Genomic DNA, 18972 nt, shown 5'->3' with positions numbered 1-18972 from the left:
GCTGCAATGGATTGTAGATGTGTTAATTAAGAGCTCTGTTACACTGCATAAAATAAAGTGGCGGTTTATTCCGCTGCTTAGTGCATTGTTTGCTCTAATCTTATCCACATCTCCTGTTTATGCCGAAAGTTTGATTGTTTTAAGTCGACAATCAGACACATACCAAAAAGTGGCGGATAGCATTCAAGCTAATCTTTCCTCAAATACCAAAATTGTTACCTTACAGAAACTAGAACATAACAACTTTAACACTACCGGCTTTGAACATATCATCGCTATAGGTTCACGAGCAGCTGATCGGCTTTACAATCGCATATCGCCGTCACAAAAGTTATATGCTAGCTTTCTACCGCGCCTAACTTATCAAGCGCTGCTAGTCAGCAAAAAGGATCAAGCACGAACAAAAAATGGCACCATTACAGCGGTATATTTAGATCAGCCCTATGCGCGACAACTTCGATTAGCTCGCTTAATCGCTCCAAATGCAAACACAATCGCCACAGCACTTGGGCCTAACTCAAAGCATGATCTACCACTATTAGAAACTGCAGCTCAACAGCAGCAACTTCAACTGAATTCAACCATTCTGAAGGAAAGCGACAACCCAATTCATAAACTGCAACCGCTCATCCGAAATGCTGATCTATTTTTGTCGCTACCAGACAAATCTGTTTTTAACCGCACAACTGCAAAATGGATCTTGTATATCTCATTTCGTCAGCGCATCCCTTTAATTGGCTTTTCACAAAAGTATGTAGAAGCTGGAGCCTTAGCAGCGGTGTTTTCATCACCTGAACAGATAGGTCAACAAACCGCAGAAATCGTCCAGCAAGCCATTTCGGGGTCTCGATTACCGGAAGCGCAGCACCCTAGATACTTTACCGTAATTACTAATGAAAAAGCAGCCAGATCCCTGAACATCAAAATACCTACAGAAGACGCCCTCACCCAACAATTAATGGAGCAGGAGCGATGAAACGCAAGTTAACATTAGGTATCAGGCAGCGCGTTTTAATCATCACCTTGCTTCCATTATGCATGATTACTTTGATATTAGGCGGCTACTTCATTAATACCCGCCTGGATGATGCCCGAGACTCCCTTATTGAAAAAGGGCAAACAATGACACGCATGATGTCAACTTCTGCAGAGTTTGGTCTACTGATTGGTAACAAAGAGATTCTTCAAGGGCTAATCCGATCTGCAACAAAAGCAGAAGAAGTGGATGATGTAATATTCCTTTCTCCTGCCTTTGATGTAATTGTTCAAGGTAAGCCGAATGCACACCCAGTAGATAAAGATGCTGGTTACCCGCTATACAAGAACAATCAGGTTTACTTCCTTAACCCAGTAGTGGCGACAGGTGTAGACTTTTTAGACTCTGATGACACTAGTGGAAAAGAAGCTGAGCCGGAATTTATTGGTTGGGTAGTAATAGTACTATCAGAAAGACCAACACAGGTACGACAGTTTGAGATATTAACTAAAGGGGTCATTCTGGCGATTATAGGGTTACTGACCACTTTATTGATCGCATCACGATTTGGACAGCGGATTACCAACCCAATACTGGGCCTAACACACGTGATTGAGATGCTACAACATGGTCAGCTTGAAACACGTGCCAGCCTCTCGAGTACAGGCGAACTCCGATCTCTTGCACAAGGAATCAACCGGCTGGCTCAACGTGTACAAGAATCAAACCAAACCCTTGAAAGCCGAGTCGATAAAGCAACCAAACGCTTAAGATCTACACTGGTTCACCTAGAGAAACAGAACCAAGCTTTAGATAAAGCTCGTAAGCGGGCCGATAAAGCAAACGTAGCAAAGGACGAGTTTCTTGCTCGTATGAGTCATGAACTACGGACACCATTAACATCTGTTTCAGGCTTTGCCCGACTTTTAGACCAGACTGAACTACAAGTAGAGCAGCAAGAGTACACAAGAATCATAAACCTGACCTCTGACCTATTGCTTTCTATCATCGATGATATTCTTGATTATTCAAAGCTTGAATCAAACGCTATTGAACTAGAAGAAATCTCTTTCGAATTTGAAAGCTGTGTCATTGATGTTATGGAAATGCAGGCGGCTTCGGCGAATGAAAAAGGCATCGAACTCATCCCAATAATCGAAGCCGAAACACCTAAATTCATTATTGGTGACCCTACAAGATTACGACAAATTTTATCTAATTTAATCAGCAATGCAGTGAAATTCACATCTGCAGGTTATGTTTGCTTACACGTCTCAACTAGAAGAAAAGGCCTCGTAGAGACAGAGCTTGAAATTGTGATTAGAGATACTGGGGTCGGCATACCAAAAGAAAGAATTACAAATTTATTCCAAGCCTTTAGTCAGGCTGATACATCCATAACACGAAAATTTGGCGGTTCAGGCCTAGGGCTGGTGATAGCTAAGCGCCTCACTGAACTTATGGGCGGCTCAATCTCATTAGCCAGTGAAGAAAATCAAGGCACAGAAGTAACACTTAAAATTCCATTTTCTGCCAGACAAAGCCAAAGAGTTCAGCATACTTACGAAAGCAGAAACATTATTTTGTTTGATGCAAACCCATTATGTCGTGCAGGCTTAAAACATCAGTTTGATAGTATACAAACAAAAATCATTGAGGCATCCTCCTATTCTGAGCTCTTAACTTTCAGCACTGAATTACCTGAGAGCACCATCGTATGGGGCTTACCTCCAAAATTTACACAAAAGAACACTATAGAGCAGATTAACCAGATCATAGAAAGATCTAATGGTAGATTAATTCTCTTAAGCAGTACGCCCGTATCGATTATTAACAACTACCGAGTTGTACAGCTACGTAAACCTGCACGGACTCAACTACTTCTTAATGCACTATCACCTGATTCGTATAAACTTCCTGAATACGAAACTGCAAATGCATTACTGATTTTTAATACACCAACCATACTAATAGCGGAAGATAATGACTTTAACCGTTTATTGGTTAGGAAGATCCTTGTCCAAGCAGGCGCAAAAGTACTAGAGGCACGGACTGGTAGCGAAGCGCTACAGCAAACACTAAAACATCAACCTGATTTGGTATTGATGGATGTGCACATGCCAGAAATGGATGGCATTGAGGCTACAAAACAGATTAGGCTTACACAACCCACCTTACCGATAATAGCCCTAACTGCTAACGTGATCGCCAGCGAACATCAAAAGTTGATCGAGTCAGGTATCAGCCATGTTCTTTTGAAACCGATCAATGATGGTGACCTTTGCCACTCGATAAACCAGTTCCTATCGTTCGCCAAAAATGATGAACCGTTAAAGCCTGCTCAACAAAATCAAGTCACCGATATAGAGAAATATGACTTAGGAAAACAAGAGCTTTCGGAAGAAGTTAGAAAGCAACTGCTAGGAATGATGAACGGCTTCGAAAGTAAAGATATAGCAATGATGAGAAACCATAGCCATCAACTCTTAGGGCTAGCCGGGTTATTCCAAATTCCAGAATTAGAAGTCAGTGGCAATAAATTACATGACGCTCTGATAAAGCAAGAATACAAAACTATATGGAAAGAGCTTTGGCAGCTGAAGAGAATAATTGAAAACGAACAGTACGATCTGTCAGAAGAACTTTGAATTAGGCTCAGATTTAATCAAATGATCTAATTTAACGGCTAACACTCTGATACGCTGAAGCCCATCACGGTCATAAATAGCACCATTCAACCCTTCCCCTGCAGGCGGATTATCATTATCACCAAAAGCGACTATCAGACAATCTTTTCTAATACCTTCCAATTCAGGGTCGTGCAGAATTGGTAATGATAAAAACATTTCCCAACGAGCAACCTCTAAACGCTTTTCCATGAGGTCGACTAATATAGCCATCACTTCAGCTCTTGAAGGACGATAAGTAGGAGGTTTGCCTAAGGCAAATGCTAGGGCAACACCGACCAGAACAATAAAACTAATGACAAATACGAGTATAAATTCCATACATTAATGGAGGCTCTCATCAAAATCATACTGAGCCAATTTAGCTGCAGCTTGTTTTACTTTGTCACCCAACTCAGAGTCGATCTGCGACATCTCCTTTTGAAATGACCACTTAGCTTGCTTAGATAGGGCTTTCCACTGCTCCTTAATTGGAATATGTTCCGTGCGTTTATAAACCTCATAGATTACTGAGTAATCCGCGTGTTGTAATAACTGAGGCGCTAGAGATTCAAGTAAAGTAGACAAGCGGATACACGCTTCTGTCGTAGTTAACTTCTCATCATTACCTACCGCTCTAGAGATAACCTGTACACTTTCAATTAAATAAGCCCTGCGTTCATTATAGCGTTTACTGATTTTTTCAGCCTGTAATACTTGCTCAGCCTTAACTTGTTTAATCTGTGTGTAATGACGCTTAATGAAGTAAATGGCTACAGCACAGACAACTAAGCAGATAGCAATTAATGTATAAATTAGAGAGTCAGACATACAAACAACCTTAGAACCAATAACTATTGGACGCTATTAAACCAAAAAATACGAATGCGAAGTTTAGGGGAAATGTACGCAAAATCATATAAAAAGGATTAACTAGTTGCTAGTTGCTAGTTGCTAGTTGCTAGTTGCTAGAGAGGGTATGCAGATCAAGCATAGTGTAACTGCTTCGCTCAGTATTGTTTTGCTTTCTTTAGCCCAACACGAAAAAACCCCGATCACAGCGTGACCGGGGTTTTCTCTTAATTAAATGCTTGGCGATGACCTACTCTCACATGGGGAAGCCCCACACTACCATCGGCGATGTTGCGTTTCACGTCTGAGTTCGGGATGGATTCAGGTGGTTCCACAACTCTATGGTCGCCAAGCAAAACTGTTACAACTTAGATCTGATTCTTCTTTTATTTGATCTAGATAGTTCTTCGACTGTAGCTTAACTACGCGCTAATTCGTTACTCTCTATCGTCTTACGTATCTTACAAGTCACTTGCCAAACGCCTTGGGCGTTATATGGTCAAGCCTCACGGGCAATTAGTATTGGTTAGCTCAACGCCTCACAGCGCTTCCACACCCAACCTATCAACGTCGTAGTCTTCAACGGCCCTTTAGGGGAATCAAGTTCCCAGTGAGATCTCATCTTGAAGGAGGCTTCCCGCTTAGATGCTTTCAGCGGTTATCCCGTCCGAACGTAGCTACCCGGCAATGCAATTGGCATCACAACCGGTACACCAGAGGTTCGTTCACTCCGGTCCTCTCGTACTAGGAGCAACTCTTCTCAAATCTCAAACGCCCACGGCAGATAGGGACCGAACTGTCTCACGACGTTCTAAACCCAGCTCGCGTACCACTTTAAATGGCGAACAGCCATACCCTTGGGACCGGCTTCAGCCCCAGGATGTGATGAGCCGACATCGAGGTGCCAAACACCGCCGTCGATGTGAACTCTTGGGCGGTATCAGCCTGTTATCCCCGGAGTACCTTTTATCCGTTGAGCGATGGCCCTTCCATACAGAACCACCGGATCACTAGAACCTACTTTCGTACCTGCTCGACGTGTCTGTCTCGCAGTCAAGCACCCTTCTACTCTTGCGCTCATTGCATGATTTCCGACCATGCTGAGGGTACCTTCGTGCTCCTCCGTTACTCTTTGGGAGGAGACCGCCCCAGTCAAACTACCCACCACACAATGTCCCCGATCCCGCTTAGGGAACTGGGTTAGAACCTCAACATTACCAGGCTGGTATTTCAAAGGTGGCTCCACCCTATCTGGCGACAGGGTTTCAAAGCCTCCCAGCTATTCTACACAAGTAATGTCAAAGTCCACTGTGAAGCTGTAGTAAAGGTTCACGGGGTCTTTCCGTCTAGCCGCGGGTAAACTGCATCTTAACAGCTATTTCAATTTCACTGAGTCTCGGGTGGAGACAGTGTGGCCATCGTTACGCCATTCGTGCAGGTCGGAACTTACCCGACAAGGAATTTCGCTACCTTAGGACCGTTATAGTTACGGCCGCCGTTTACCGGGGCTTCGATCAAGAGCTTCGCGCAAGCGCTAACCCCATCAATTAACCTTCCGGCACCGGGCAGGCGTCACACCCTATACGTCCTCTTTCGAGTTTGCAGAGTGCTATGTTTTTAATAAACAGTCGCAGCCACCTGGTATCTTCGACCGGCCTCAGCTTAGGGAGCAAGTCCCATCACCAAAACCGGCGCACCTTCTCCCGAAGTTACGGTGCCATTTTGCCTAGTTCCTTCACCCGAGTTTTCTCATACGCCTTAGTATTCTCTACCTGACCACCTGTGTCGGTTTAGGGTACGGTTAGTCATAACCTGAAGCTTAGAGGATTTTCCTGGAAGCATGGCATCAACTACTTCAGTCCATAAAGGACCTCGTCATCGATTCTCGGTCTTAAAAGAGCCCGGATTTACCTAAGCTCTAAACCTACTATCTTAAACGCGGACAACCAACGCCGCGCTAGCCTAGCCTTCTCCGTCCCCCCATCGCAGTTATGAGCAGTACAGGAATATTAACCTGTTTCCCATCGGATACGCTCTTCAGCCTCTCCTTAGGGGCCGACTCACCCTACCTCGAATAGCGTTGGATAGGAACCCTTGGTCTTCCGGCGGGGAGGGTTTTCACCTCCCTTATCGTTACTCATGTCAGCATTCGCACTTCTGATACCTCCACGGTGCCTTACAGCTTCCGCTTCAACAGCTTACAGAACGCTCCTCTACCATGCACAAAGTGCATCCGTAGCTTCGGTGTTATGCTTAGCCCCGTTATATCTTCCGCGCGGGCCGACTCGACTAGTGAGCTATTACGCTTTCTTTAAAGGGTGGCTGCTTCTAAGCCAACCTCCTAGCTGTCTAAGCCTTCCCACATCGTTTCCCACTTAGCATAAACTTTGGGACCTTAGCTGACGGTCTGGGTTGTTTCCCTTTCCACGACGGACGTTAGCACCCGCCGTGTGTCTCCCGTGATTGAACTCATGGGTATTCGGAGTTTGCATCGGGTTGGTAAGTCGGGATGACCCCCTAGCCGAAACAGTGCTCTACCCCCCATGGTTAGACACGAGGCACTACCTAAATAGTTTTCGAGGAGAACCAGCTATCTCCGAGTTTGATTAGCCTTTCACTCCTATCCACAAGTCATCCGCTGGCTTTTCAACGACAGTCGGTTCGGTCCTCCAATGCATGTTACTGCATCTTCAACCTGCCCATGGATAGATCACTCGGTTTCGGGTCTACTCCTAGCGACTGGACGCCCTATTAAGACTCGGTTTCCCTACGGCTCCGCAAATGCTTAACCTTGCCACTAAAAGTAAGTCGCTGACCCATTATACAAAAGGTACGCAGTCACCGTCCGAAAACGGCTCCCACTGCTTGTACGTACACGGTTTCAGGGTCTATTTCACTCCCCTCACAGGGGTTCTTTTCGCCTTTCCCTCACGGTACTGGTTCACTATCGGTCAGTCAGGAGTATTTAGCCTTGGAGGATGGTCCCCCCATATTCAGACAGCGTTTCACGTGTGCCGTCCTACTCGATTTCACTTTAAAAGACCTTTCACATACGGGGCTATCACCCACTATGGCCACACTTTCCAGAGTGTTCTGTTAAATCTAATAAAGCTTAAGGGCTAGTCCCCGTTCGCTCGCCGCTACTTAGGGAATCTCGGTTGATTTCTTTTCCTCTGGGTACTTAGATGTTTCAGTTCCCCAGGTTCGCCTCTAATAACCTATGTATTCAGTTAAAAGATACCTATAAATAGGTGGGTTTCCCCATTCGGAAATGTCCGGATCAAAGGTTGTTTACCACCTCCCCGAACCTTATCGCAGGTTACAACGTCCTTCATCGCCTCTGACTGCCAAGGCATCCACCGTGCACGCTTAGTCACTTGACCATATAACCCGAAGGCGTCTGGAATCACAGTAACTTGTATTGCTAGTAACGATAGATTTCGCCGAATTGGCGCATGCAGTAAAACTACATGTCTTAAATCTAAATCAAATGAATCAAATCCAAATTGTTAAAGAGCGTTTAAAGCAAAAAAGCTTTAAAAGATAATGTCTTAAACGACAATATGTTTTAAAACTCTTCCTTCTCATCCAGAGGATGATGGTGGAGCTATGCGGGATCGAACCGCAGACCTCCTGCGTGCAAAGCAGGCGCTCTCCCAGCTGAGCTATAGCCCCAAGAAAAACAGTAAGGCTATTGATTGGTAGGCCTGAGTGGACTTGAACCACCGACCTCACCCTTATCAGGGGTGCGCTCTAACCAGCTGAGCTACAAGCCTACACCGTTGCTCTTAACTTCTCTGATCAGATAATTCGTGTGAACGCTTGCCGAGAATCGGCTTTCGTTTAAGGAGGTGATCCAGCCCCAGGTTCCCCTAGGGCTACCTTGTTACGACTTCACCCCAGTCATGAACCACACCGTGGTAACCGCCCTCCCGAAGGTTAAGCTAGCTACTTCTGGTGCAATCCACTCCCATGGTGTGACGGGCGGTGTGTACAAGGCCCGGGAACGTATTCACCGCGACATTCTGATTCGCGATTACTAGCGATTCCGACTTCATGGAGTCGAGTTGCAGACTCCAATCCGGACTACGACCGGTTTTCTGAGATTAGCTTACCCTCGCAGGTTCGCGGCCCTCTGTACCGGCCATTGTAGCACGTGTGTAGCCCAACTCGTAAGGGCCATGATGACTTGACGTCGTCCCCACCTTCCTCCGGTTTGTCACCGGCAGTCTCCTTAGAGTTCCCACCCGAAGTGCTGGCAAATAAGGACAAGGGTTGCGCTCGTTACGGGACTTAACCCAACATTTCACAACACGAGCTGACGACAGCCATGCAGCACCTGTCTCAGAGTTCCCGAAGGCACGAAACTATCTCTAGTAACTTCTCTGGATGTCAAGAGTTGGTAAGGTTCTTCGCGTTGCGTCGAATTAAACCACATGCTCCACCGCTTGTGCGGGCCCCCGTCAATTCATTTGAGTTTTAACCTTGCGGCCGTACTCCCCAGGCGGTCTACTTATCGCGTTAGCTGCGCCACTAAAAGATCAAGTCTCCCAACGGCTAGTAGACATCGTTTACGGCGTGGACTACCAGGGTATCTAATCCTGTTTGCTCCCCACGCTTTCGCACCTCAGTGTCAATATCGGTCCAGGTAGTCGCCTTCGCCACTGGTGTTCCTTCCTATATCTACGCATTTCACCGCTACACAGGAAATTCCACTACCCTCTACCGTATTCTAGATTGGCAGTATCAGGTGCAGTTCCAAGGTTGAGCCCTGGGCTTTCACATCTGACTGACCAATCCACCTACGCGCGCTTTACGCCCAGTAATTCCGATTAACGCTCGCACCCTCCGTATTACCGCGGCTGCTGGCACGGAGTTAGCCGGTGCTTCTTCTGCAGTTAACGTCACAGCTAGCAGGTATTAACTACTAACCTTTCCTCACTGCTGAAAGTGCTTTACAACCCTAGGGCCTTCTTCACACACGCGGCATGGCTGCATCAGGCTTGCGCCCATTGTGCAATATTCCCCACTGCTGCCTCCCGTAGGAGTCTGGACCGTGTCTCAGTTCCAGTGTGGCTGATCATCCTCTCAGACCAGCTAGAGATCGTCGCCTTGGTGAGCCATTACCTCACCAACTAGCTAATCTCACGCAGGCTCATCCAATAGTGCAAGGTCCGAAGATCCCCTGCTTTCCCCCGTAGGGCGTATGCGGTATTAGACCAAATTTCTCTGGCTTATCCCCCGCTACTGGGTAGATTCCTACGCGTTACTCACCCGTCCGCCACTCGTCATCAACTAGCAAGCTAGTCATGTTACCGTTCGACTTGCATGTGTTAGGCCTGCCGCCAGCGTTCAATCTGAGCCATGATCAAACTCTTCAGTTTAAATCATTTGTGTTACCAGGAATGTGGTAACGGGCTCTAGTACTAAACAACCGGATAACATTCTTAAGAACGTTAAACCTTTGTAAATCGCTTTAAATGAATTCACTTGGTTGCTTGTCTAGAAAAAGTTTGCTTCTTCTCAACAAGCGCCCACACGAATTATCTGATCAAATTGTTAAAGAGCGTTGCTTTCTTGACTCTCCGCTGAACCAGCGTTTCGTCTCAAGCGAGGCGCATATTCTACTTTGCGCTCATTCAAAGTCAACCGTTTATTTTGCAATTTCGTAAAAAGTTTTTACTCAGCAACCGGACTTTGAATCCTGCTCTGTAAGCGATCTTAAAAACCAATGTTTTCAATCACTTACTAAGCACCTCACTCAGCTCTGAAGCCCCTTAAAAAGCGGCCTCCCTAAGCAAGGACGGCGAATTCTACAGACATCTGAAAAAGGGTCAACAGCTAATCTTCAAAAAACTGAAAAAAGTTGTAAAAAACTTACAAAACGCCACCAATCGATTAAGGACTGATCAGCAGCATACAAATGCTAGTCAATAGATACAAAAAAGGCGCTGAGTTTTACCTCAACGCCTTCTCTACTTTCTTTCTTATGACTTAAAGAGAGAATAGATGGTGCTTCTTTTTACCTAGCTTAACTAAGAAGTACTTACCAAAGCGCGCATTTGCTTCAGCGAACACCTCTGTCGCTTTCATATTATCTTCAAAGCCATGCGCGTTACCGTTAACAATCACCGCATTCCGCTGCAGCGCATCTTTAACTTGCTTACCTCCAGGCGCCATACCCGCTTCTGACAAGATAGTCGTTAAAGGTGTTTCAGCCACTTCTTCTGGGTTAATTGCAGATGATGGCAAACCGTCTTGAGCTAGCTGCGCATAATCCTGTTCGCTTAGTTCAGATGTCTCACCCGAGAACAACGCTTCTGTAATACGCTTAGCCGCAGCTAGACCTTCTTCACCATGAACAAGGCGCGTTACCTCTTCTGCTAAAACGCGCTGACCTTCTGGACGACCTTGACGCTCTGCATCTTCTTTCTCTAGCGCTTCGATATCTGCTACAGGCAAGAACGTGAAGTATTTAAGGAATCGGTATACATCCGCATCTGCTGTTTGTAGCCAGAACTGATAGAAAGCATATGGAGATGTTTTGTTTGCATCTAGCCAGATAGTGCCCGACTCAGTTTTACCAAATTTGGTACCATCTGACTTAGTAATAAGCGGTAACGTCAAACCAAATGCTTGATTGCCATTCATACGACGAGTTAGTTCAGTACCACCCGTAATATTGCCCCACTGATCAGAACCACCGATCTGTAGAGTACAACCATGAGAAGCATTTAACTGCTGGAAGTCATACGATTGCAAAATCATGTAAGTAAATTCAGTGAAAGAGATACCCTCACCTTCACGATCAATACGCTGCTTTACTGACTCTTTAGCAATCATCTGGTTAACAGAGAAGTGTTTACCGATATCACGCAAGAAAGTTAGAACATTTACGTTTTGCGTCCAATCCAGGTTATTCACAACCTCAGCACTATTAGCGCCGCAGTCGAAATCAACAAATGCACTAACCTGCGCTTTAAGCTTCTCAACCCAACCTGCTACTGTTGAATCATCATTTAACTTACGTTCTTGCGCTTTGAAGCTTGGATCACCAATCAGACCAGTCGCCCCACCCACAAGTGCAAGCGGCTTGTGACCAAACTCCTGAAAACGCTTTAGTGTTAGTAGTGGTACAAGACTACCAATATGCAAACTATCTGCTGTAGGGTCGAAGCCGCAATAAAGAGTCACACTGCCTTCAGCAAGATGCTTTGCCAAATCTTCTTCGCTTGTCATCTGCGCAACTAGCCCGCGCGCTTGTAGGTCGTTTAATAGTGCTTCACTCATTGCTTTTGCTTGCCCTTTAAATTACGGCTAAAAATTCGAAGCGGCTATTTTAGCCCTTGCTAAGCCTGCAAACAAATAAGTTCTCAGCAATTTTTGTGAGTTATCGCTAAGCAATCCTTAAGTTTTATTCAACTAAGCCGACTTTCTTTAATGACAGTGGCATAATGCAACGCTTAATTTTCAGCAACCCAATATAATAATGAAGGGGTATAGGGTGCTAAATCGCGTTAAACAGCTCCGTGGATACTTCCCCACGGTTCACTTAGTGGCCGTCAGTGCCTGCGTACTTATTTTAGGCCTGACTCTTTTACTGCTTCCATCACAAGAAGTTGAAGCGACTCGCGGTGATCTACCAACCGCTCCACATACTGCGCCACTGATATCTACTGAATCAACAACTTCTAGCGCAGAAACAACATCAACCGAAACAGTTATCGAAACTAATCCAGCTCAAGCAGCTGCTGTAACTCCTTCCATACCTGAAGATAATTGGGTCGAATACACTGTTGGCAATGGTGACAATTTAACGTCCATGTTTAAAAAGGCAGGACTGACACCACGTGATGTTTACCATGTAGCTGCTGCAGGTAAAGAAACCAAAGCATTCACCCGTCTATTCCCTGGTCAGACATTAAGCTTCGTGATTGAGAACGGTAAATTAAGTAAACTCAAACACATCGAATCCAAGCTGAAATATACCCTGCTATATACCGATGCTAACGGCTCCTTCCAGATTAATTCTGTTATCAGAACGCCCGAAGTCAGACAGCAATTCACAGCCGGTACAATCAAAGACTCGCTTTTTTTAGCAGGCGAAGAAGCTGGACTTTCCAGCAAGAAGATAATGGAGCTCGCCAGCATCTTTGGCTGGGACGTAGACTTCGTCCTAGATATTCGTAAAAACGACGATTTCAGTCTTATTTATGAAGAACATTATCTAGATGGTGAGAAAATTGGCGAAGGCCCTATTATTGCGGCTCAATTTACTAACAGAGGCAATAAATTCACAGCTCTTCGTTATACAAATACCGAAGGCGATAGCAGCTACTACACGCCTGAAGGCTATAGTATGCGCAAAGCCTTCCTTCGCTCGCCGGTAGATTTCGCCCGCATCAGTTCTCGCTTCAGCCTCAGCCGTAAGCACCCTGTACTCAATCGCATTCGCGCTCACAAGGGTGTGGATTATGCAGCCCGAACAGGCACACCAATTCAAGCCGCTGGTGAAGGCAAAATTACATTCCGAGGTAGAAAAGGCGGATTTGGCAATGTTGTAATCGTACAACACGGTAGCAATATCACCACCCTTTATGCCCACATGAGTAATTTTAAACGCGGACAACGTGTAGGCACTCGCGTTAAGCAAGGCCAAGTGATTGGCTTTGTTGGTCAAACAGGCCTTGCCAGCGGCCCTCACCTTCATTACGAGTTTCGCGTCAATGGCGTTCACAAGAACCCTCTTACGGTTAAATTGCCACAAGCTTCTCCTATAGCCAAAGCTGAGCGAAGTAACTTCACGGAAACGGCGAGTAGCTTATTAGCTCAGCTTGAAACTCACCAAGCCACCACACTTGCACAGAGCAATCGTTAAGTATGAGCCAGAAGGATCTATTTATTGGGTTAATGTCAGGTACCAGCCTGGATGGTATCGACGCAGTAGCCGTTAGATTTACACCAAATTTTGAAATCGTAGCTACGCACGCTGAAGAAATCCCAGCAACGTTAAAGAACGATATTTTGACACTGACCCAGCCCGGCGATCATGAAATTGATTTAATGGGCAAAGTAGATAGATCTTTAGGCAAGCTCTTCGCCAAAACCGTAAATGATCTTTTAAGTAAAAACGGCTTATCTGCTGAGCAAGTTTCAGCAATCGGCAGCCACGGCCAAACCATCCGCCATCGTCCAGAATTTGGTTTCACTTTGCAAATAGGTGACGCAAACCAAATTGCTGAATTAACCGGCATCACCACCGTGGCAGATTTTCGACGTCGGGATATGGCCGCTAATGGTCAAGGCGCACCTTTGGTTCCAGCGTTTCATCATGCAATGCTGTATTCACATGACAGCAACCGCATTCTGCTGAATATTGGCGGGATGGCTAACCTTACTTTCCTTCCAAAATCTAAAGAGCAAAACATCCTAGGCTTTGATACCGGCCCGGGTAACGTTTTATTAGATGCATGGATCAAGCACTGTCGGGACCTCCCCTTCGATCAAAGTGGCGAATGGGCGCTATCCGGCTCCATTAATCAGGACCTTTTAGCGCATTTAAGCTCTAATGAATATTTTTCCGATCCTCCACCTAAAAGCACTGGCAGGGAACAGTTCAATTTAGCCTGGTTAAAACAAACACTAGCCACGTTTCCAGAGATTAAAGCAGAAGATGTACAACGTACTCTGCTTGAATTAACCGCTACCAGCATTACAGATGCTATTAAAGCCCATATCCCTAGTCAGACATTTGAGCTATACATCTGTGGCGGCGGTAGTTTCAATCAGGCACTTACGCAACGAATATCTGATCTACTACCAACCATTAACGTCAGCAACAGTGGCGATATTGGGATTGATGCGGATTGGATGGAAGCCGCAGCCTTTGCCTGGTTAGCGATGCGCTGCTTAGATGGGAAAACCGGCAACAATCCAAATGTTACCGGCGCAAAAGGCGATCGAATTCTAGGCGCTATCTATCAAGCCTAAAAGTATAGATAGCCTTGCTGGCGTAACCTAACCTGCTCTGCCGGACCTAGTGGAATCGTATCGATAAACGCAGGCAGTTCTGAGCGCTCTACACCATTCGCTCGCATCCATGTTTCACATACACGGATATCAATCACATTATTGGAATCTAATCGTTCAGCAAGCTCTAACAAGCTTTTGTACTGATTCATATTCTGATGCCGAAAGGCATGCGCTTCATCACCATGCAAAACAAACACGATCGGTTCGTAGGATGAAAGATTCTCCACCTCATCAACGAGCATACTCGCTCTTTGAAAAAGCATTTCAACTTCACTAGGCGTGTGTTTTTTGATCAACGCCAAATAGCGATCATTAGCGATATCTGGAGATATAGGCGACTGCAGTGGCTGGGCCATCAGCAAGCCAGAAAAAAGCATACAAAAAACAGAAAAGACCAACTGACGCATATTATTCCCCTAGAGGACTTAAATTAATAACCTACGACAGAGTAGAAGATATAGTAATAGGCCCCCTCATAACAAGGGATAACCTATTACTAACGTATGTAAGCTTAGACTAAGCTGAACAGAAACAGCTAGATAGAGAAGGATGAACCACAACCACAAGTTGTTGTCGCGTTCGGGTTGTTAATCACAAACTGAGAACCTTGCAGACCTTCTTTGAAGTCTACTTCAGAACCAACTAAATATTGGAAGCTCATCGGATCTACCACCATGAACACACCATCACGTTCAATCACAGTGTCATCATCTGCAGCATTTTCATCAAAAGTGAAGCCGTAAGAGAAACCGGCACAGCCGCCACCCGTAATAAATACACGTAACTTCAGGCTATTATTCTCTTCCTCTTCCATAAGAGATTTTACTTTAGCAGCAGCAGAAGTAGTAAATACCATCTCTGGCTCTGCAATTGGATCAACTGTTTCTATCATAACGACCATACTCAATTAAGCTGAGCATAATTATCGCCTTAACCGACTATTTCAGTCAAGTATTAAGGCATTAAGCCAACAACATTCAGACCAGCAGTTTCTTCAAAACCAAACATAATGTTCATGTTCTGAACCGCCTGACCTGCAGCACCTTTAACAAGATTATCAATCACAGATAACACAACCACAGTATCTTCACCTTGAGGGCGATGTACGCTGATACGGCAAACATTCGCACCTTTAACACTTCTCGTTTGTGGATGACTACCTGCTGGCATAACATCTACAAACGGTTCATTAGCGTAACGTTCTTCGAAGATCGCTTGTAGATCGTGATCAACAGGATCTTTTAATACGCCGTAGCAGGTAGAATGGATACCACGAATCATCGGTGTTAGGTGTGGAACAAACGTCAGATGTACTGGACGCTCTGCTGCTAAGGCAAGACCTTGCTTAATCTCAGGCAGATGACGATGACCCGGCACGCCGTAAGCCATCATGCTTTCACTCGCTTCGCACAACAACATACCAACCTTCGCACCACGACCAGCACCACTTACACCCGATTTACAGTCAGCAATTAGACGACGGTGATCAATCAGTTTGTTTTCCAATAGAGGCAGATAAGCAAGCTGCGTCGCCGTTGGGTAACAACCTGGACAAGCAATCAACTGCGCATCTTTGATCTGCTCACGATTTACTTCTGGCAAACCATACACAGCCAATTCAGCCATCTCTGGTTGTGTATGCTCCATGCCATACCACTTAGACCAAAGCTCGAGATCCTTGATTCTGAAGTCGGCACCTAGATCAATGACTTTAACACCCTTACCAACAAGCTCTGCTGCCATATTCATTGCAACTCCATGGGGTGTCGCAAAGAAAACCACATCACAACCACTTAGGGTTTCCACATCTGGTACGGTAAAGCGCAGATCGTGGTGTCCTCGAAGGTTGGGATACATGTCAGCCACACTGACGCCTTCCTCTGAGCGAGAAGTAATAACCTCTACTTTTGCCTGAGGATGATTTGCCAACAAACGAAGTAACTCTACACCGGTATAACCGGTACCACCTACAATACCTACCTTAATCACAGGAACCTCTCATAAGGGATGAAAAACTGGTAACGTATAATACAGAAACTAAGACCCTTATGACTATTAATAAATAATCGAGTCTATGCCCAAAAAGAGCTTTTCCTTAGAGAATTTTCGTTATCGCTTAGCCCATAACGAAGCTTTACCGCAGATGGTTGTTCTCGGACTACTCTGCGGATTGCTGTGCGGCCTAGTTTTAGGCCTTTTTCGTTACATGCTGGAACTGCCTTTAACTTCATTTCTTCCCGGAAACGATAGTGAAAATTTTGAAGAGCTACCTAGTTGGCTGCATTTCTCACTACCCATAATCGGCAGTCTGCTGATCATCATTGTTTTATCGCGGGTCGATCCTGTCAGGCGAAAAGTAGGTGTAGCTCATTTACTGGAGCGAATGGCGTACCATCAGAGCAAACTACCCTTTCGTAACGCGTTGGTACAACTAATAACAGCAACCATTGCACTAGTATTTGGGCACTCAGCAGGTAAAGAGGGGCCGGCTGTTCACTTGGGCGCAGCTTGTGGCAGCCAGTTAGGCCAGAAGCTTAACCTACCGAATAATACCTTACGTATTTTAGCTGGCTGCGGAACGGCAGCAGGCATAGCAGCCACGTTTAACACACCATTAGCAGGTGTTGTATTTGCAATGGAGGTCGTACTTCTCGAATACACCGTAATCGGCTTTATGCCGGTTATCGTTGCAGCTGCAACAGCCACATTGGTTGTACAGCTAATGTTTGGCAAAGAGTTACTTCTTACTGTACCTCCATTACATATAGAGTCTCTACAGGAGATACCCTACGTCGCATTTCTAGGCGTTATCATCGGGTTATTCGCAGTGCTGTTTATCGCACTGATGCGCGCCACTATGACTCGTTCCAATCAGTTAAATTTAAGTTATAAGACCAAATTACTTAGTGCAGGCATTCTAACTGGCTCCGCAGCGGTGTTTTATCCTCAGATTATGGGGCTAGGCTATGACACGCTGGATGCAGTAATGCAGGGGCAATTAAGCCTGCTTCTTATTGGTGGCATATTGTTAGCGAAATGCATCGCCACTCCAATCGCACTTGGCCTTGGCGTACCTGCTGGCCTCATTGGCCCTGCATTATTTATTGGCGCTTTAGCAGGGGGGGCCTTAGGCATCATTGGTGCAAATATCGCCGACCAAGTGGTTGCCCAACCTGGCTTTTACGCCCTGCTTGGCATGGGTAGTATGATGGGTGCGGTCGTCAACGCTCCCATGGCTGCACTAGTCGCGATATTGGAATTATCTGCCAATCCCAACATTATCTTTCCAGCAATGATTTCGATTGTTGTCTCAAATCTGATCGCCCGTTACATCTTTAATATGCCATCAATTTTTGTAACCAACATGCGCTTACAAGGTTTGGATTATCGCCATAAACCACTTTCTCAGATTTTAAATAGCTCTGCTGTACAAAGCCTGATGCTGACTAACTATGTAAAATGTAACCCCATCACTTCCAAACAAAGCGCCGAAACGATTCTTGCTGCATCACCGGACTGGATACTTGTTTCACAAAGCGACAGCCATACCCTTCTAGCTCCAGGAGACCTTCATCTTTACCTACAACAACATGAAGGTGAGATGACAGACATCCATGTGATGGACATAGCAGCCCTACGCTTAGATAGTTTAAGCATTGATAGCAAAGCCACACTTCAAGAAGCACTTGAACTGATGGACAGTGAAACCGTAGATGCCCTTTGTGTCACAAACTCCTTACAACAGATCGTGGGTTTATTAACACGTGATCAAATAAATGATTTTTACCGTAAAAGTTGATCTATGAAATTTAACTTAAAAGGCCTATACGGCATTACTGATTCCGACCTAATGCCCGACACTGAAACCATGCTGCGCACAGTTGAACAAAGCATACAGGGCGGCGCGAAGATCATTCAGTATCGAGATAAATCATCCGATCTTAAAAAACGCGTTGAGCAAGCATCGGCTTTAAACCTTATTTGTAAAAAGAACAAAATCCCGCTCATCATTAATGATGATGCAGGCTTAGCTGCAGGTATTGGTGCCGCAGGTGTTCACTTGGGACAAAGCGATGGCGCAATAGAGGAAGCTCGCGAAATGCTAGGCGAAGACGCGATCATCGGTGTAACCTGCCATGATTCATTGGAGCTAGCCTTACAAGCACAACAAGCCGGTGCTTCATATTTAGCGTTCGGCGCGTTCTTCCCATCGAAAACTAAACCCAATGCCAAGCCAGCCCCTCTGTCCTTGGTTAAAGATGTAAAAGACAAAGTTAACCTGCCAATAGTGGCGATTGGAGGCATTAGCGTGGATAATGCCGACCAGATTGTAACAGCAGGTGCCGATATGGTTGCCGTCATACATGCGCTATACGCGAGCAAAAAAGTGACTGCAGCAGCAAAACAGTTCCACCAGCTCTTCACTAATTGATTTCAGAGAGAATA

General features: G+C 45.5%; 12 protein-coding genes, 2 tRNA genes and 3 rRNA genes. 6 read left to right on the top strand and 11 right to left on the bottom strand.

Features of this window, described 5'->3' with window-relative positions:
- The first annotated feature begins 19 nt into the window (after positions 1-19).
- Positions 20-976, top strand: a complete 957-nt coding sequence (locus ACMXYR_RS02070; RefSeq protein ID WP_415902708.1) for an ABC transporter substrate-binding protein — start codon at positions 20-22, stop codon at positions 974-976.
- Positions 973-3624 (top strand): ATP-binding protein, encoded by a 2652-nt coding sequence (locus ACMXYR_RS02065; RefSeq protein ID WP_415902707.1) that lies wholly within the window; start codon positions 973-975, stop codon positions 3622-3624. Before ACMXYR_RS02070 ends, ACMXYR_RS02065 begins: the two co-directional genes overlap by 4 nt.
- Here ACMXYR_RS02065 and ACMXYR_RS02060 read toward each other — a convergent pair.
- The 8 genes from ACMXYR_RS02060 to tyrS all read right to left on the bottom strand — a co-directional run bounded on the left by ACMXYR_RS02060 (position 3610) and on the right by tyrS (position 11784).
- Complete coding sequence (locus tag ACMXYR_RS02060) at positions 3610-3984, bottom strand: hypothetical protein (protein WP_415902706.1); 375 nt, start codon at positions 3982-3984, stop codon at positions 3610-3612. The genes ACMXYR_RS02065 and ACMXYR_RS02060 overlap by 15 nt on opposite strands.
- 3 nt (positions 3985-3987) lie before the next feature.
- A complete protein-coding gene (locus ACMXYR_RS02055) occupies positions 3988-4473 on the bottom strand; it encodes a DUF2489 domain-containing protein (protein WP_415902705.1) in 486 nt (161 codons plus the stop codon).
- 258 nt (positions 4474-4731) lie between these two features.
- Positions 4732-4847: ribosomal RNA gene (gene rrf / locus ACMXYR_RS02050) — 5S ribosomal RNA — on the bottom strand.
- Between the two features lie 142 nt (positions 4848-4989).
- Positions 4990-7877, bottom strand: a 23S ribosomal RNA gene (locus tag ACMXYR_RS02045).
- Between the two features lie 216 nt (positions 7878-8093).
- Positions 8094-8169: transfer RNA gene (locus ACMXYR_RS02040), tRNA-Ala, on the bottom strand.
- A gap of 24 nt (positions 8170-8193) precedes the next feature.
- Positions 8194-8270, bottom strand: a tRNA-Ile gene (locus tag ACMXYR_RS02035).
- Between the two features lie 68 nt (positions 8271-8338).
- A 16S ribosomal RNA gene (locus ACMXYR_RS02030) occupies positions 8339-9878 on the bottom strand.
- The 16S, 23S and 5S rRNA genes sit together here with 2 tRNA genes alongside, the layout of an rRNA operon.
- A gap of 610 nt (positions 9879-10488) precedes the next feature.
- Positions 10489-11784: a tyrosine--tRNA ligase gene (gene tyrS, locus ACMXYR_RS02025; protein WP_415902704.1), complete on the bottom strand. Its 1296-nt coding sequence runs from the start codon at positions 11782-11784 to the stop codon at positions 10489-10491.
- 214 nt (positions 11785-11998) lie between these two features.
- Between tyrS and ACMXYR_RS02020 the strand changes: the two genes are divergently transcribed.
- Together ACMXYR_RS02020 and ACMXYR_RS02015 are read left to right on the top strand one after the other, a co-directional pair.
- Positions 11999-13372, top strand: coding sequence for an OapA family protein (locus ACMXYR_RS02020; protein WP_415902703.1), 1374 nt, complete (start codon positions 11999-12001; stop codon positions 13370-13372).
- A gap of 2 nt (positions 13373-13374) precedes the next feature.
- Positions 13375-14484: an anhydro-N-acetylmuramic acid kinase gene (locus ACMXYR_RS02015; protein ID WP_415902702.1), complete on the top strand. Its 1110-nt coding sequence runs from the start codon at positions 13375-13377 to the stop codon at positions 14482-14484.
- Here ACMXYR_RS02015 and ACMXYR_RS02010 read toward each other — a convergent pair.
- The 3 genes from ACMXYR_RS02010 to argC all read right to left on the bottom strand — a co-directional run bounded on the left by ACMXYR_RS02010 (position 14481) and on the right by argC (position 16515).
- The gene (locus tag ACMXYR_RS02010; RefSeq protein WP_415883347.1) at positions 14481-14933 is read right to left on the bottom strand and encodes a hypothetical protein; all 453 of its coding nucleotides are present in this window, start codon (positions 14931-14933) and stop codon (positions 14481-14483) included. The genes ACMXYR_RS02015 and ACMXYR_RS02010 overlap by 4 nt on opposite strands.
- Positions 14934-15061: 128 nt before the next feature.
- On the bottom strand, positions 15062-15418 hold the full coding sequence (gene erpA / locus ACMXYR_RS02005; RefSeq protein ID WP_415883346.1) for an iron-sulfur cluster insertion protein ErpA: 357 nt from the start codon (positions 15416-15418) through the stop codon (positions 15062-15064).
- Between the two features lie 62 nt (positions 15419-15480).
- Positions 15481-16515: an N-acetyl-gamma-glutamyl-phosphate reductase gene (argC, locus tag ACMXYR_RS02000; RefSeq protein WP_415899987.1), complete on the bottom strand. Its 1035-nt coding sequence runs from the start codon at positions 16513-16515 to the stop codon at positions 15481-15483.
- 85 nt (positions 16516-16600) lie between these two features.
- On the opposite strand from argC, the gene ACMXYR_RS01995 reads away from it, so the two are divergent.
- A complete protein-coding gene (locus ACMXYR_RS01995; RefSeq protein ID WP_415902701.1) occupies positions 16601-18325 on the top strand; it encodes a chloride channel protein in 1725 nt (574 codons plus the stop codon).
- A gap of 3 nt (positions 18326-18328) precedes the next feature.
- A complete protein-coding gene (gene thiE, locus ACMXYR_RS01990) occupies positions 18329-18958 on the top strand; it encodes a thiamine phosphate synthase (protein WP_415902700.1) in 630 nt (209 codons plus the stop codon).
- Positions 18959-18972: the final 14 nt, after the last annotated feature.

Origin of the sequence: Neptuniibacter sp. QD29_5, from assembly GCF_047778125.1 — a bacterium.
Lineage (GTDB): Bacteria > Pseudomonadota > Gammaproteobacteria > Pseudomonadales > Balneatricaceae > Neptuniibacter.
Note: the sequence above shows the minus strand (reverse complement) of the source record. Positions and strands in the feature narration are given on the sequence as shown.